Consider the following 14,662-nt stretch of genomic DNA (forward strand, 5'->3'; position numbering starts at 1 on the left):
AAAACACTCTATAATACTCAAAGATTAATATTAGTTAGGTACTTACTCGTGTCGATTCAAGAAATTCGCCATCCGCTTATTCGTCATAAACTTGGTTTATTACGCCGTTCAGACATTAGCACAAAGAACTTCCGTGAATTGGCGCAAGAAGTCACGATGCTACTTACTTATGAAGCGACTAAGGATCTACCTGTTGTGGATCATGAAATTGATGGTTGGGCAGGTAAAGTTTCGACTCAACGTATCGCAGGCAAGAAAATTACCATTGTTCCTATCTTGCGTGCTGGAATTGGTATGCTTGAAGGCGTACTGAGCTTGATCCCAAGTGCCAAAGTGAGTGTATTGGGTTTAGAGCGTGATGAGGCGACTTTAGAGGTTCGTACTTACTATAAAAAATTAGTACCTGATGTTGCGAATCGCTTAGCGATGATTATTGATCCAATGCTGGCAACGGGTAATTCACTTATTGCGGCAATTGATGTCCTTAAAGCAAGTGGTTGTAAAGATATTCGTGTTATGGTTTTGGTTGCTGCACCTGAAGGTGTTGCAAAAGTAGAAGCTGCGCACCCTGACGTACGTATCTATACGGCATCGATTGACCAAGGTTTGAATGAGGATGGCTATATCGTTCCAGGTCTTGGTGATGCGGGTGATAAGATTTTTGGTAGTGTTCAAAAAGATTAATTTTTGAAAATATGCTTAAAACAGAGACTTAATCCAACCGTACTGTTTTCAGGGGAGGATTTAAAGTCTCTTTTTTTATATACTGAAATACAGTACTTGCAAAATTAGGTGAATGTCATGAAAAAAGAATTTTATCAGGGAAAAGTCAAACAATATAATCCAGACAAAGGGTTTGGTTTTATTGCAACTGCTGAAGGCGAGATCTTTTTTCATATTTCAGATTTTCCTGCATCGGAAGGTGAGCCGAAACGAAATGAAAAAGTAAAATTTGTAGCCCTAGAAAATAATGGAAAATTTAAAGCAGTACAAATTGAACGAGTAGATCCGAATCCTGCAAAAACTAAAAAAAATAAAATATTGGCTCATAATCAATCGATTACATCAGAATTGTTATCAAACTTTCGACGTTAGGAGAATGCATGATGAATCGCTCATCAGCAAATAAAAATACTTGCTTTTACTTTATCGCAGTCTAACAGGACAGCATTATTTTTTGTGATGATGTCAAATTTGATATATTACGTGTTGAATTTTTTGGGGTAATCTGATGCTAAAAACTGGAATAATTAAAAAATATAATAAAGAATGGGGGTGCCATTATGCAAAGTGATATTGATATTGTAGTTACTCAAAGTAAGGCTTTGGAAGCATTGCTGGAGCAAAAATTTGGAGCTAATGGGCGTGGTTTGCATGAAAAATTAACTAGCATTGAATATCAGCTTGAAGTTGGGCTAGTGAAGAATATACGTTGGATAGCCACTATGCGTAATAAAGTGGTACATGAAAATTTCCAATTGACCAATCAAAATGACTTTTTAAAAAGTTGTCAGCGTGCTTTAGAGGGTTTACAAAACTCGCAACATACAACGTCGGAACGAGTAAATTCCTCATCACGAAATTCATATAACACAACACCCAAACGTATCGTATCTCATTCAAGAAGAAAAACTAAACGAAAGAATGAATCAGGTGGTTTTTTTGGGACAATCATTACAGTCATTATTTTTTGCATAATCGGCTATTTTGTGTATGGTTTTATTCAAGACTCTTTGCATCGTAATGAATTGACAAATCAACCTGTAATACAGGAAACCTTAGAAATAGCAAATACTCAAGCAGTAAATAGCAACCCTAATCATTTTCAATGTGATGGTAGAAAACATTGTTCTCAAATGCGATCACTTGAAGAGGCACGTTGGTTTGTAAGAAATTGTCCAGATACAAAAATGGATAGTGATCATGATGGTGAGCCATGTGAAAATGATTCACGTTGGTAAAAAAAGATCAGGTTTAAACCTGATCTTCACAAAAATGTAAAAAGGCTTTGAGTCCAGGACCTTGGTATTTTTGACGATGCACTAACATGTACAATGGGCGAGTTAATTGCCAATAAGGTGTATTAAGAATAACCAATTGACCTTTCTCCTCCAGCGGTTCAATCGCGAGTCTTGAAACACAAGACATGCCCAAACCACCAGCAACAATTTTTAAGATTGCTTCGTTATGACCGAGGGTTAAACGGATATTGGCATCTGGTAGATCTTGTAAAATCGCATTGTCAAAAACTTCACGTGTGCCTGAGCCTTCTTCACGTAAAATCCATTCAACATCATGGAAATCTGCTGGTGTAATTGGGCGATCTAACTTTGCTAGAGGATGATCAGGCGCACAGCAAACTGCAAGCTCATCATCTCGCCAATGGATACATTGCAATTGAGGCAAATGACAAGAACCTTCGATCAAGGCTAAATCAAGCTGAAATTGATTCACTGCTTCAATCATTTGGCGAGTATTGCCGACTTGTAATTGAAGATGGGCTTGAGGATGATGCTGTAAAAATTCAGCCATCAGATCAGGCATTAAATAATCACTGATCGTTAAGGTTGCACCTAAACGTAAATCAATGCTTTGCAGTTCACCTTTAGCAGCTTGTTCAAAGGATTCGCAGCGACCCAAAATTTCTAAGGCTTGAGGTAATAAAAAACGCCCCAAATCATTCAGTTGTAAACGCTTGCCTAAACGGTCAAATAAAGGCGCACCTAAGCCATCTTCTAAATCAGCTAAAGCCATACTTGCTGCACTTTGTGTCAGTCTGACAGCATCACTCGCTTTGGTTACCGTTCCTTCTTGTGCAACCGCCACGAAAACAGCCAATTGGCGTAAGGTCATGCGCATGTTAAATAGCCTTAATGTTTTGAGTATCCATCAATTATTCGATCATGCTAACATGAGCATACTGTTTCGTGCCACGTTCAAATCATGTCAATTGAAAAATTTACCGTAGAAAAGGTTTTATCTGTACATCGTTGGGCTCACAATCTTTTTAGTTTCACGATGACGAGACCCGCCCATTTTAAATTTACAGCAGGTCAATTTGCTCGTATTGGGTTGATGGTAAATGGTGAATTGGTGGTTCGTGCATATTCAGTCGTTTCTTCACCTTTTGATGAAAATCTGGAATTCTTTTCTATCGTTGTACCTGATGGTGCGTTTACGTCAAATTTGCAACACCTTAAAGTTGGTGATGAACTTTATTTAGATAAAATATCTTATGGTTATTTGACTTTGGCAAGGTATCAACAACCTTTACCGCAAGATCTTTGGCTATTGGGGACTGGTACTGGACTTGCACCATTTCTATGCATGTTACAAGACTTTGAAACTTGGAATAAATATAAACATATTCATCTAGTTTATAGCGTTCGCACAGAGTCTGAGTTGGCTTATGTGGAACGTATTGAAGAAATCGCAGCATCATTTGGTGAAGGGCATTCTGGATTTAAATTCATTCCAATTGTTACCCGTGATCCTAAAGCCGCATTACATGATCGACTCCCAATTTTAATTGGTAATGGTGAATTAGAGAAAGCAGCAGGATTAGCTTTGAACCCTGCCAGTAGTCATGTGATGTTGTGTGGTAATCCTCAGATGGTTGAGGATACAAAAGAGGCACTTAAACAACGAGGTTTAACCATGAATCGTCGTGGTGAAGGTAATATTGCAGTAGAGAATTATTGGTAGTCGTATGATATGGATATGTCTTAATGTACAAACATATCCATAAATTCACGGATTTCTTGAATGGCAGTATCGACATCAGTGTTTAGCCATGTCGGTTCAAAAATACCGATATAATGTTCTAAACGGTCTTGAGGAACAACAAGGCGAACAGGGCAATCTTCTTCGAGTAGGCGCCAAGGTAAAATAGGCACTTCATTGTCTAAAAAAGGTTGTACATTTCGAATATCGATAATCATTGCATTTATACAATCAGGTAAAGGCATGACGGAGAATTCTTCAGTGCGACGACGGAAGTATTCTAAATCTCCCCACTTTAAGATATAGCTTGGCTTATTAAACTCAATAATTCCTATTAAATGTTCATCACGTGTGTGATGTAAAAAACATTGATGAGTAACATCCGTGTCTAAATCAAGAGAAACACTTTGTTGACTATAGGACATAAAGCAAAACATATGAGAAACGAAGCCGACTAGTATAGCTTATTTTTAGCGTATTCTAAAACCGACTATATTTTAAACAAAAAATAAATAAAAAAAAGTAGAGTTCTGCAAACACAGCAACGATAGTCCGAAGCTTTTTCACACAATGCAACATTGAGTATTGCTAAGATAAAAGCCTAACAAATAAAAGGATGAGGGCTGCTATGATGCATGATTTTAGTAAGCCACAACCTCATGTGGCGAGTCGAGAGGAAATTGCAAAGAAAAGGAAACTACCCGTTTATATGTTGATCATTGTGGGGGTTTTCCTAATTGCACTTCTTGTTTATATGGTCGCGGATCATTCAGCGAATCCAACTGCTCAAGTGATGATATCAAATCTGCAGTCTGTACTTGTGAATGCTTAGTGGCTTTGACCAAAACAATTTATCTAAAAGCTCATTAGTGTGAACTAATGGGCTTTTTGCAAAATTATGAGTGCTTTTTGTTGTATTAGTGATGCTGTCGATTGATTCAAAAATCGACAAAAACTAAGGTGATAAACATTCATAGTTTGTGTGTTTCAACATAAAACAGTGATGGGTGATTTATATCAAGATTTAAAAATACAAGATAAGGATAACTCGCATGAATGAATTTTTTAATGATCCCTCGCATCGAGGGGGATTTGATGCCATGTATTACTGGGATCAATTTCATCCAATTTTTGCAGCAATTTTGATCTTACTGGTGGGTTGGATTATTGCCTTAATCACTGCCGCAGGTGTAAAGCGGCTATTGCAAAAGGTTGGTACCAATCACAAGTTATCTTCGGTAACTGGTCGTACGCCCAATATTGAAAACTTGGTTTCTAAATTGGTGTTTTGGTTTGTTATGATTCTCGCTGTGGTTGGCTCACTCAATGTTTTAAATATTAGTGGTGTAAGTGACCCGTTTAGCAATATGGTAGGACGAGTACTTGCTTATATACCAAACTTATTTGCAGCCGTTGCAGTAGGATTTATTGGTTGGATTGTGGCGCGTTTGGTACGTGCTGGATTGACCAATGTATTATCTAGAACAGAATTAGATGAGAAGCTAAGCAGTGAAGTTGGTGTTAACGCTTTAAGTAGTAATATCGCAGAAATTTTTTACTGGTTGGTTTTATTACTATTTCTACCAATTGTGCTGTCTATTTTAGGTTTAACAGGACTGCTGATTCCTGTACAAAACATGGTAAACGAAGCGATTGCTTATCTGCCTAATTTGTTTATTGCGGGTGTGATCCTTTTTGTAGGTTATATTCTCGCCAAGATTGTGCGCGGTATTGTCGAGGGATTAGGTAATAGCTTGGGATTACAAACGCAAGCTGAAAAAGTAGGATTATTTAAAAACTCAAATATATCGAAATTTTTAGGCTCATTTGTGTTTGCAATTATTGTCATCACAGCGTTGATTGTGGCATTTGAAGCTTTAGGAATCCAAGCGATTTCTCAACCCGCAACAGCGATGTTGAATGAAATTATGTATGCAATTCCACAAATTATTGCAGCTGGTTTAATTCTAATCGTTGCTTATATTGTTTCTCGTTTTGTTGGACGTTTAGTCGCTGAACTTATTTCAGGGGCGGGAATTGATGAAATTCCAATGAAGCTTGATTTGCAACGATTCCTTGGACAAACACGTGTTTCTGATCTGATCGGTTATTTGATTGTATTTTTTACCATGTTGTTTGCAATCTCTGAAGCTGCGAACCGTCTTGGCTTAGAGCAAGTAAGTGTGCTGATTGCGATGTTTATTCAGTTTGGTGCAAGTATTTTATTGGGTGCAGTCATTTTGGTGATTGGATTCTGGCTCGCCAATGTCGTGGCTAATGTGGTACAACGCGGTGAATACAATAGTTCACGTTGGTTAGCAAACCTAGTTCGTATTTTAATTATGGGCTTAGTGATTGCGATGGGTCTAAAAGCTATGGGTATTGCGGATTCCATTGTGAATTTGGCTTTTGGTTTGACGCTTGGTTCAGTTGCAGTTGCTTTTGCCTTGGCATTTGGTTTAGGTGGTCGTCAACCTGCAGAACGCTTATTGACAGGTTTATTAGATAAGGCAGAGAATGAAGCGAAACAGCCAAATCCGTTAGATAAAGAAATCACACCAAGTCATTCGGTACCACCAATAACACCACCGACCCCACCTTATTCAGATGAATAGTAAAAATAATCTTTGATTTTTTGAACCAATTCGACCACTCTAAGCAGGGTGGTCGTTTTGTTTGTATAAGCATTATTGAGTTTTTATCTATATCGTGATTAGGGCATATTTTAGAAAAACGAGACCTAAAACTGAATTTTAGGGTACATATGACTGTAGTTTAATAGGATTAATCAAAAACTTGACCTGAAAAGCAATTCATTTATAGATAAAGTATCAATAGTCTCTAAATAAAAATTCTATAGAGGAGAGTGAAATGAAGAGGCCAAATCGCGTATTCGCACCCATTATTATTGCAGGTATTACTGTAGGTTTTTTGGCGAGTGCGTACAAATTTGTTGTTGCGAAATCAAATACGGCTAAAGAAAAACCAATTAAAAATACTCAAAAAGTATCTTCTACAGAAGCTGCTAACTCTTCAGATCATCATGCTTAGTGTTATTTAGCAATCGGCTTAATGAGTTAAGTGAACTAAACAAATTGAGCCGCTGCTTGCGCCGAAGACCATGCCCATTGGAAGTTATAACCTCCCAAATGACCTGTTACATCGAGTACTTCACCGATAAAATATAAGCCTTTCTGCTTTTTACTTTCCATGGTTTTTGAAGAAACTTCGCTGGTGTCTACGCCACCTAATGTGACTTCAGCAGTACGATATCCTTCAGTTCCAGATGGTTTAACAGAAAAGGCGTGCAATTGATCAGCAATTTGCTCTAGTTGTAAATCGCTAAAATTGCCAATCGCATTTTCACTTTGTTCCGCCCAAATTAGTTGTTGTAGCTCAAGCACGATACTTTTCGCCGTGAATTCACTGAGCAAAGTTCTGAGCAGAACTTTGGGTTGCGACTTTTTCTTTTCCTTGAAGAATTGAACTAAATCTTGGCTCGGGAAAAAATCAATTTTAAAGCTTTCACCCACATGCCAATAATTTGAGAGCTGTAATGAACTTGGTCCACTTAAGCCTCGATGAGTAAACAACAAAGCTTCAGTAAATTGATGGCGATCATTCATCAGTGTTGCATCTAAAGCATTACCACTTAAGCGTGTTGTGACTTCTTTAAAATGGTCCGAAAAGGTGAAGGGGACTAGACCCGCACGGGTAGGAAAAACATGGTGTCCAAACTGTTGAGCAAGTTCATATCCAAAACCAGAGCCTCCTAGTGTTGGAATAGATAAGCCACCAGTCGCCACAACGAGAGATTCACAGTGATAAGTACCTTGATTGGTTTCAATGATAAAACCTGAATTTTCTTTCACCTTGACAGACTGAATTTCACAGTGGGTTTGAATTTTAACCCGTTTGGCCTTGTCACACTCTGAAAGTAACAGTTCCAGAATTTCTTTGGCCCCATTCAGGGTAAACAATTGTCCATGTTTGCGTTCTTCGTATTCAATGCCATATTCGCAGACCAAACCAATAAAATCCCAGTTGGTGTAACGAGTGAGCGCTGAAATAACAAAGTGTGGATTTTCGGAGATATAGTTGGAGGGCTCAACATCCAGATTGGTAAAGTTGCATTTACCTCCCCCTGACATCAGAATTTTTTTACCGACCTTATTGGCCTTTTCCAGTACAACAACCGAACGCCCACGTTTGCCTGCTTCAGCAGCCAACATCAAGCCTGATGCACCTGCACCTAAAACAACAACATCAACTTGATGAACCATGAGGATTACTCGGTAGACGAAAAGCGAGCAATTATAAAAGATTTGTGGGGGTTTTAATATGCTTTAAGCTTTCCTTGCAACCCACCTGTATGAATGGCCAGGATTCGAGTGTGGGCAGGGAAATGATTGTGCTGGATTAAATCAAGAAGTCCCATTATCATTTTACCTGTATAAATGTGTTCGAGTGGAATTTGATATTTTTGCTCAAAATTTTGAATAAATTTCAATAATTCAGGTGTAGTTTTGGCATAGCCGCCACCACAATAGGCATCGGTTAAAGACCAATTGCTTTTATCAGTCCATTGTTGAATGTCCTGTTTGAGAAAATCACCTTTCAAGGCTGAAAAGCCTAAAATGTGCTGGTGATCTGAACTGCTTTCAATGATGCCTGCAAGAGTTCCACCAGTACCCACAGCACAACAAATTACGTCATAATTTTCTAAATCATCAGGGGAGAGGATTTCCTGTGTCCCTTGAATGGCAAGGGAATTGCTTCCACCCTCTGGAATAATAAAGGCTTGAGGATATTGTTGTTGAAGTTGTTGTAAATATTCCACTTCATGGCGCAGACGATATTCGGCTCGGCTGACAAAATGCAGTTGCATGCCAAAATCTTGCGCTGTTTGTAGAGTAGGATTTAAGTCTTGGGTCGCAAGTTCTTGACCACGAATGATGCCAATACTTTGAAAGCCAAAGCGTTGAGCTGCATAAGCCGTTGCTGCAATATGATTGGAAAATGCACCGCCAAAAGTGAGGACTTGAGAAAAACCTTGCTGTTGTGCTGCCAAGAGGTTGTATTTGAGTTTAAAAAACTTATTGCCCGAAATCTGGGGATGAATCAGGTCAAGGCGTTTGATGGTCAGTTGAACAGGCTGGGGAAGTTGCAATGTTTGATAAGGTGTATCAAAGGCAATGTGATCAAACATTTGAGATCATTAAAAATAAATTGAATCCTATTGTAAGTGTATTCGATCGTGAAAGTCAGTATTGTTCTTCGAACCTCGTTCATCTTGGTCAGTATTGGAATGGCTAAATTACTTTATGCATGATTCGATTTAGTCCAATCTAATTCGCTTATGTTTTAACTACTTTTCGATAACATTTACCATAGATGAATTTCAAAAGTTTAAGTGTCTATCACTTGGCTCATGGTTTGTGTGGTTTAGGTAAAATATAGGCAATAAGGTACTTTGATATAAGATTACAGTGTTAAATATAAGCCTAAATTGATTGTGAATAAAAAATAGCAGCGGGTGAAAGATGCAAGGCTTTGTAAAGCGTTTTGCGAGAGGGCTAAAACATCGCCCATACTTATCAGCAACCTTTAGTTTAGGTTTAGTGATCTATGCTGTTTTGCATTTTTTTACGCCTTGGCAATGGGCGACTTGTCTACAAATTGGGTGGAATATTGCCATTTGGTTATATTTATTTCTGACTTTAAAAATGATGTGGCGCTTAGACTCAACTCATATTTTACAACGCGCTCAGCAACAAGATGCAGGGAAATGGGCAATTCTGAATGTTGTCTTGATCGCCATTGTGATCTGTTTTATTTCAATTGTAGTACAACTCAGCCATGTCCCCAAAGATCAGGCTTTTTTAAAAGGATTTCTGATTTTATTGACCATCGGGACTATTTTTTCAACATGGCTGTTACTACATACTTTATTTGCGATTCACTACGCGCATGATTATTATCTTGCCAAGAGTCAGCAAAAGAATCCTGGTTTAGATTTTCCAAAAACTGATCAACCTGATTATCTCGATTTTATTTATTTTAGTTATATTATCGGCACTTCTGCACAAACGGCAGATGTTTCGATTACCAGTTCTGAATTGAGGCATCTGAATATTTTTCATTGTGTTTTGGCTTTTATTTTTAATACCATGATTTTAGCCATCGCAATCAATGTCGCAGCCAGTTTGATTGGATTATAATTGATAACTTATTTTTATTAATTAAATTAAAATTCATCATTTTTATTTTTGATTAGTGCCGTCTATTTTAAAAGCTAGATGACATCGCAAGGATAAAAACATGACCACTCAGCATCAAGTCAATCAACAGCAATATCAGGATAAATCGCAAGCTTATTTAAACAGTCAAGTGCATGCACAAGGCGTCGAATTTCAGAAGATACAACAACTCATCCAATCTCATCAATTTCAAAAAGTCTTAGATTTGGGCTGTGGTGGTGGGCATGTGACTTATCAGGTGGCAGCATTGGTTGATGAAGTAGTTGCCTATGATTTAACACCGTCAATGGTTGAGCTTGTATCGATTCAAGCCAAACAACGAGGTTTTGAAAACGTGATTGCCCAACAAGGTGCAGCGGAAAAATTACCTTTTATAGATCAATGTTTTGACTGTGTCATCACGCGTTATTCAGCGCATCATTGGCAGAGTGTTGCTCAGGCAATGCATGAAATTTATCGTGTATTAACTCAAGACGGCAAAGTTATTATTGTTGATATTTTAGGAAATTCAAATCCAGCGATTGATAGCTTTTTTCAGACTATTGAAATGATTCGAGATCCGAGTCATGTCAGAAATTATAGTTTGCAGGAATGGATGTATTTCGCGGAATCTACAGGCTTTAAAGTTGAAACCGTTGCAAAGCAACGTTTGGATTTAGATTTCCAAAGTTGGACAGAACGTATGCAAACGCCTGAATATGCCATTACCACCATACGTGATTTACAAAGCAAAGCATCAGAGCAGGTGCAACGATATTATCAAATCAAAGCTGATGGTTCTTTTAGCAGTGATGTTGCTTATATCGTTTTATCAAAATAAGTTGAAAAACCATAGAGCAGCAATCCGCTCTATGGTTATTTAAAACTTAGTGAAAAACTGCTTCCAAAGCATTTAAGCCAACTTTAGGATCAAGTAAACCATTATAAATCTCTGGAATTTCACGTTCGACACCTAAGAGTTGATAAATCGCAATCATGGCACAACGTACTGAATATTCCACAGTGAAAACCACATCATCTTCCAGCTCGACGAACTGACCTAAGAAAGCAAAGTTGACCGCATTTTCTGGAATGACCAATGGACGATCACCTGCTTTACGACATGCAAATAGGGCAGAAGCATAAGGCATCATTACTGTGGTAATGTCGGTATGTGCCAACACATGATCCAAGATGTCATCGAAACCAAGTTGATGAATCAACTCAATTAAAATCTCTTGACCCGTCGCTTCACTCATCGGTTTTTTAATGTAATCGCCGATATGGTCAATTTCAAAACCATAACCCCATAAGGTGAATTTACCTTCTGGTAAGTCAGCAAAATGCGGTTGAGCTGGAACGACCACAGATAGATGCCAACCAGATTCAAACCAAGTCATGAGTGCACCTGTACCCGGTTCATTTCCTGTGTAATCAATAATCCGTTTTAGCAGCACATCATCATGCATGGTGAGCGTAAAGGATTTCCATTTATGCTCATCAATGTTGCCATAGAAGGTCATTGGACGACCAAAATCAGGAGCTTTTTGAGCCAATGTTTCCCACAAACGCCAGCCATGATCTTGTCGATCACGAATCAGCTCAGGAACATCGAATTTATCGCCATAACGTGAATCAGCCGTAATCGAACCTAAAGTAAAGAGCGCAAGATCATGCTCACCCAGTTGAATTTGTTCAGTGCCTTCTGGAATATTGACATAAAGTTGGGTTGCCTTACGTTCCTTCGTTTGGGCATCTTCGACAAAGTCTGCATCTGTGACATAACTACCGAAACGAACATCAACGCCTTGTTCCACCAACCAGCGTTGTAGAGGATGAATCATTGAATCATATTGATTGTATTTAGTTCGTTTCACACCTGCTAAGGTATGGATGCGTGGTAATTCTTGAATGAAACGTAGAAAATAACGGCGTAATTCCGCTGCGCTATGCCATTTTTGAAACGCAAATGTGGTTCGCCACATCCGCCAAAAATTACTTTGGAAAAATGCATCATCAAAAAATTCATCAATACGGCGACTACCGATACGATCTTCTTTTAATGCCAGTAGACGTAACATTTGAGCACGGTTGAGCATTGATAATCCCAATTTTTGAGCTTCTGCAATAATATGATTTGAGTCGATCAAACGTGCTTGAGCATTGGTTTTAACTTGTTCGTTAAATTCACGACATTCTTCACGAACGGAAATGTCTGGATTTTCTAAAGATGGGATGCTTGAAAATAAATCCCAAGTACACAAATAAGTTTCATCAGTTAGCATACGTCCACCACGTGTGACCCATGCTTGGTTCGGATTAAGCGGATTATGTCCACCATCCATCGAACCACCAGAAACATTCAATTCTTCTAAAATATGGATATGTTCGGCTGGCACTTTAGCATCACGAATCGCAAAAGCAGCCGCCGCCATACCAGCTATGCCTCCACCTACAATCCAAAGATGTGATTTAGAGCGGTCTAATGTTTTCAGTCTTTTATTTTGCATCTGATGCGCCTCGTTTGTAGTTCTAAAGAAAATCAAAGCCATAATTTTATTATGGGATTATGTGTTTTAAAAATATATGAAAGTTCTGCTAAAAATCGATGATAAATTATTATCAGAAAAAAACTTTAATAGAAAAAATGGATGCACAATAAAATTTTACTGTTCATATGCTATGTTTTAACTGTTTGATATTGATATTAAATTGAGTTTTTACTCTACTTTTAGTTTTTTACTCAATATCAAATTGCTTGAAAAATCCTTAAATTTATAAACAGAAATCAAAAAATTATATCTTCAATTATGGTTTTTTAAGTAAAATAAATAGTTGAAAATTATTCTAATCTTGAGGTCTATCTTGGAATCATTATTGATTTTAGGCTCTATTACTTTGGCATTAATGTTGGGGGCAATTAGTCCTGGTCCTACCTTTATTTATGTTGCCAAAAACTCAATTGCGATTTCACGTAAACATGGCTTATTTACTGCGCTTGGTACAGGCACGGGTGCAGCATTATTTGGTTTGCTGGCAGTGATGGGGCTACAAGCGATTTTGCTGGCTGTGCCTTCTGCCTATATTGCTTTGAAAATCTTTGGTGGTCTGTATTTACTTTGGCTGGCGTATAAAATTATTAAACATGCCAAAGAACCCATGGAAGCTGTAAATGGTGCAGTGAAGACCATGAGTTATACGCAAGCATTTCGTTTAGGACTGATTACCCAACTCAGTAACCCTAAAATTGCGATTATCCTTGCCAGTATTTTTACCGCGTTATTGCCGAAAGAAATCCCAACGTATTTTTATGTGGTGTTGCCGATGCTATGCTTCTTTATTGATGCAGGTTGGTATTCGCTAGTGGCTGTTGCATTGTCAGCAGAAGGTCCTCGCAAAGTGTATTTAAAATCTAAGGCTGTTTTTGATCGTATTGCAGGTGGGGTGATGACCTTGCTGGGATTGAAGTTAATCTTTGGAATGAAGTGATAAAAGAAGCGACCAAGAAGGTCGCTTTTTTTATGGACTAATTCTAAATAAAAACATTTAATCTTTGAAATGAGTTGGAATCCATTGATAGCTTTTTCCATCGGCTGAATAAATGTGTCCAATGCCGGGGAAAGGTAAATGTGGTGCAGCAATGGTTTGTCCATTTTTAGCGAAATTAGCAAATTGCTTTAAACGTGTTTGAACCGCTTTTTTCGGGTCTATGTCGTATTCAATTGCCGTTTCAGGTTTATCAAATTGCACAGTATGAGAATGTACGATATCACCAATAAAGACCACGTTTTCATCTTTGGTTTTTAGTGCATAACTAAAATGTCCCGGTGTATGTCCCGCCGTGTTAATGACTTTAAAGCCCTGAATGTCATCTCCGAGTTTATACGTTTTAAAGCGTTGCTTGGTTTGGTAAGGCGCAATCGCTTGTTTAGTTTTCTCAACCGTGCCTGAGTAATTGGCTTGTTTATCTTTTGGTAATTTTGCCGCTTGTTTGGGATCTAGCCAATATTTTGCTTCATCATCAGATACATAGACTGTCGCATTAGGGAAATTGGCAACGCCATCTTTACTGATTCCACAGACATGATCGGGATGTAGATGTGTGAGTAGAATGGTATCGACTTGTTCAGGTTGATAGCCTGATGCTTTTAGGTTGGTTAAAACTGAACCTAAATGAGCACCAAAACAACTGGCTGCACCGCTATCCACCAATACTAGAGATTTTCCTGTATTAACGAGGAAGGCATTGACTGAGGTTTGTACGCCTTTCTCTTGATCTGCATAGTATTTCTTTAAAATCTCGTGAACTTGTTGTTGCGGTATGTCTTTAAACAAGTTTGGTGACATAAAGTTTGTACCATCTAGCAGGGCTGTGATTTGTACGTCACCTGCTTGATATTGGTAGTAACCAGCGACTTGTTTTTGTAGGGAGATGGTGGATTCAGCAGCTTGGGTGAAGATGGCTGTTGTGTTTAGCGCTAGTGCTATGAATAGGGGTTTTAAAGTCTTCATAAGTTTCTTATAAGTTTTAAAGGGATAGGTTGTTTCTATCATGATAGAATTTTTTGTGTTGGGTTAATAGATCAATTGATACAATATATAAATAATTGAAATTTGATAGGACTTACGCATTGACGGATTCAAAAAAGTACTAAAATACTTTATAAAGTATCTGTGATCAGACGAATTAAACATGCTTC

Annotated in this window: 16 protein-coding genes; 10 read left to right on the top strand and 6 right to left on the bottom strand. The window is 38.1% G+C overall.

Features of this window, described 5'->3' with window-relative positions:
* Positions 1-48: 48 nt before the first annotated feature.
* The 3 genes from upp (at position 49) to M5121_RS10120 (ending at position 1,961) form a co-directional block, all read left to right on the top strand.
* Positions 49-684, top strand: coding sequence for a uracil phosphoribosyltransferase (gene upp, locus M5121_RS10110; protein ID WP_004663741.1), 636 nt, complete (start codon positions 49-51; stop codon positions 682-684).
* A gap of 117 nt (positions 685-801) precedes the next feature.
* The gene (locus tag M5121_RS10115; RefSeq protein WP_005158613.1) at positions 802-1,095 is read left to right on the top strand and encodes a cold shock domain-containing protein; all 294 of its coding nucleotides are present in this window, start codon (positions 802-804) and stop codon (positions 1,093-1,095) included.
* Positions 1,096-1,283: 188 nt separating this feature from the next.
* Positions 1,284-1,961, top strand: a complete 678-nt coding sequence (locus M5121_RS10120; RefSeq protein ID WP_249571098.1) for an excalibur calcium-binding domain-containing protein — start codon at positions 1,284-1,286, stop codon at positions 1,959-1,961.
* Between the two features lie 13 nt (positions 1,962-1,974).
* On the opposite strand, the gene gigC is transcribed toward M5121_RS10120, so the two are convergent.
* The gene (gene gigC / locus M5121_RS10125) at positions 1,975-2,859 is read right to left on the bottom strand and encodes a LysR family transcriptional regulator GigC (RefSeq protein WP_249571099.1); all 885 of its coding nucleotides are present in this window, start codon (positions 2,857-2,859) and stop codon (positions 1,975-1,977) included.
* Positions 2,860-2,943: 84 nt separating this feature from the next.
* On the opposite strand from gigC, the gene M5121_RS10130 reads away from it, so the two are divergent.
* Positions 2,944-3,705 carry a ferredoxin--NADP reductase gene (locus M5121_RS10130; protein WP_249571100.1) on the top strand — a complete coding sequence of 254 codons (762 nt, stop codon included), beginning with the start codon at positions 2,944-2,946 and terminating at the stop codon, positions 3,703-3,705.
* A gap of 20 nt (positions 3,706-3,725) precedes the next feature.
* Here the strand turns inward: M5121_RS10130 and M5121_RS10135 are convergent, their stop codons facing one another.
* Positions 3,726-4,148, bottom strand: a complete 423-nt coding sequence (locus M5121_RS10135) for a hypothetical protein (protein WP_249571101.1) — start codon at positions 4,146-4,148, stop codon at positions 3,726-3,728.
* A gap of 206 nt (positions 4,149-4,354) precedes the next feature.
* Here M5121_RS10135 and M5121_RS10140 point away from each other — a divergent pair, with 206 nt between their 5' ends.
* The 3 genes from M5121_RS10140 to M5121_RS10150 all read left to right on the top strand — a co-directional run bounded on the left by M5121_RS10140 (position 4,355) and on the right by M5121_RS10150 (position 6,774).
* Positions 4,355-4,555 carry a hypothetical protein gene (locus tag M5121_RS10140; RefSeq protein WP_249571109.1) on the top strand — a complete coding sequence of 67 codons (201 nt, stop codon included), beginning with the start codon at positions 4,355-4,357 and terminating at the stop codon, positions 4,553-4,555.
* A 220-nt stretch (positions 4,556-4,775) separates the two neighbouring features.
* A complete protein-coding gene (locus M5121_RS10145) occupies positions 4,776-6,338 on the top strand; it encodes a mechanosensitive ion channel (protein WP_249571102.1) in 1,563 nt (520 codons plus the stop codon).
* Positions 6,339-6,594: 256 nt separating this feature from the next.
* Positions 6,595-6,774 (top strand): hypothetical protein, encoded by a 180-nt coding sequence (locus M5121_RS10150; RefSeq protein WP_005158592.1) that lies wholly within the window; start codon positions 6,595-6,597, stop codon positions 6,772-6,774.
* Between the two features lie 35 nt (positions 6,775-6,809).
* Here M5121_RS10150 and M5121_RS10155 read toward each other — a convergent pair whose 3' ends face one another.
* Entirely contained in the window at positions 6,810-8,006 is a 1,197-nt protein-coding gene (locus M5121_RS10155) for a BaiN/RdsA family NAD(P)/FAD-dependent oxidoreductase (protein WP_249571103.1), read from the bottom strand.
* A gap of 53 nt (positions 8,007-8,059) precedes the next feature.
* The gene (locus M5121_RS10160) at positions 8,060-8,932 is read right to left on the bottom strand and encodes a 1-aminocyclopropane-1-carboxylate deaminase/D-cysteine desulfhydrase (protein ID WP_016652942.1); all 873 of its coding nucleotides are present in this window, start codon (positions 8,930-8,932) and stop codon (positions 8,060-8,062) included.
* Between the two features lie 334 nt (positions 8,933-9,266).
* Here M5121_RS10160 and M5121_RS10165 point away from each other — a divergent pair, with 334 nt between their 5' ends.
* Both M5121_RS10165 and M5121_RS10170 read left to right on the top strand, forming a co-directional pair.
* Positions 9,267-9,944, top strand: a complete 678-nt coding sequence (locus M5121_RS10165; protein ID WP_005158588.1) for a DUF1345 domain-containing protein — start codon at positions 9,267-9,269, stop codon at positions 9,942-9,944.
* 100 nt (positions 9,945-10,044) lie between these two features.
* The gene (locus tag M5121_RS10170) at positions 10,045-10,803 is read left to right on the top strand and encodes a class I SAM-dependent methyltransferase (RefSeq protein ID WP_249571104.1); all 759 of its coding nucleotides are present in this window, start codon (positions 10,045-10,047) and stop codon (positions 10,801-10,803) included.
* Between the two features lie 46 nt (positions 10,804-10,849).
* Here the strand turns inward: M5121_RS10170 and M5121_RS10175 are convergent, their stop codons facing one another.
* Entirely contained in the window at positions 10,850-12,472 is a 1,623-nt protein-coding gene (locus M5121_RS10175; protein ID WP_249571105.1) for an oleate hydratase, read from the bottom strand.
* Between the two features lie 355 nt (positions 12,473-12,827).
* On the opposite strand from M5121_RS10175, the gene M5121_RS10180 reads away from it, so the two are divergent.
* Positions 12,828-13,451: a LysE family translocator gene (locus M5121_RS10180; protein ID WP_249571106.1), complete on the top strand. Its 624-nt coding sequence runs from the start codon at positions 12,828-12,830 to the stop codon at positions 13,449-13,451.
* A 57-nt stretch (positions 13,452-13,508) separates the two neighbouring features.
* Here the strand turns inward: M5121_RS10180 and M5121_RS10185 are convergent, their stop codons facing one another.
* Positions 13,509-14,474, bottom strand: coding sequence for an MBL fold metallo-hydrolase (locus M5121_RS10185; protein WP_249571107.1), 966 nt, complete (start codon positions 14,472-14,474; stop codon positions 13,509-13,511).
* Positions 14,475-14,662 lie beyond the last annotated feature (188 nt).

The organism is Acinetobacter sp. ANC5681 (assembly GCF_023488045.1).
Classification (GTDB): Bacteria; Pseudomonadota; Gammaproteobacteria; order Pseudomonadales; family Moraxellaceae; genus Acinetobacter.

Excerpts from the sequence above, each read along its gene's own strand:
- M5121_RS10115 (WP_005158613.1), top strand. The coding sequence starts at position 802 with ATGAAAAAAGAATTTTATCAGGGAAAAGTCAAACAATATAATCCAGAC.
- M5121_RS10120 (WP_249571098.1), top strand. The coding sequence starts at position 1,284 with ATGCAAAGTGATATTGATATTGTAGTTACTCAAAGTAAGGCTTTGGAA.
- gigC (WP_249571099.1), bottom strand. The coding sequence starts at position 2,859 with ATGCGCATGACCTTACGCCAATTGGCTGTTTTCGTGGCGGTTGCACAA.
- M5121_RS10130 (WP_249571100.1), top strand. The coding sequence starts at position 2,944 with ATGTCAATTGAAAAATTTACCGTAGAAAAGGTTTTATCTGTACATCGT.
- M5121_RS10135 (WP_249571101.1), bottom strand. The coding sequence starts at position 4,148 with ATGTCCTATAGTCAACAAAGTGTTTCTCTTGATTTAGACACGGATGTT.
- M5121_RS10140 (WP_249571109.1), top strand. The coding sequence starts at position 4,355 with ATGCATGATTTTAGTAAGCCACAACCTCATGTGGCGAGTCGAGAGGAA.
- M5121_RS10145 (WP_249571102.1), top strand. The coding sequence starts at position 4,776 with ATGAATGAATTTTTTAATGATCCCTCGCATCGAGGGGGATTTGATGCC.
- M5121_RS10150 (WP_005158592.1), top strand. The coding sequence starts at position 6,595 with ATGAAGAGGCCAAATCGCGTATTCGCACCCATTATTATTGCAGGTATT.
- M5121_RS10155 (WP_249571103.1), bottom strand. The coding sequence starts at position 8,006 with ATGGTTCATCAAGTTGATGTTGTTGTTTTAGGTGCAGGTGCATCAGGC.
- M5121_RS10160 (WP_016652942.1), bottom strand. The coding sequence starts at position 8,932 with ATGTTTGATCACATTGCCTTTGATACACCTTATCAAACATTGCAACTT.
- M5121_RS10165 (WP_005158588.1), top strand. The coding sequence starts at position 9,267 with ATGCAAGGCTTTGTAAAGCGTTTTGCGAGAGGGCTAAAACATCGCCCA.
- M5121_RS10170 (WP_249571104.1), top strand. The coding sequence starts at position 10,045 with ATGACCACTCAGCATCAAGTCAATCAACAGCAATATCAGGATAAATCG.
- M5121_RS10175 (WP_249571105.1), bottom strand. The coding sequence starts at position 12,472 with ATGCAAAATAAAAGACTGAAAACATTAGACCGCTCTAAATCACATCTT.
- M5121_RS10185 (WP_249571107.1), bottom strand. The coding sequence starts at position 14,474 with ATGAAGACTTTAAAACCCCTATTCATAGCACTAGCGCTAAACACAACA.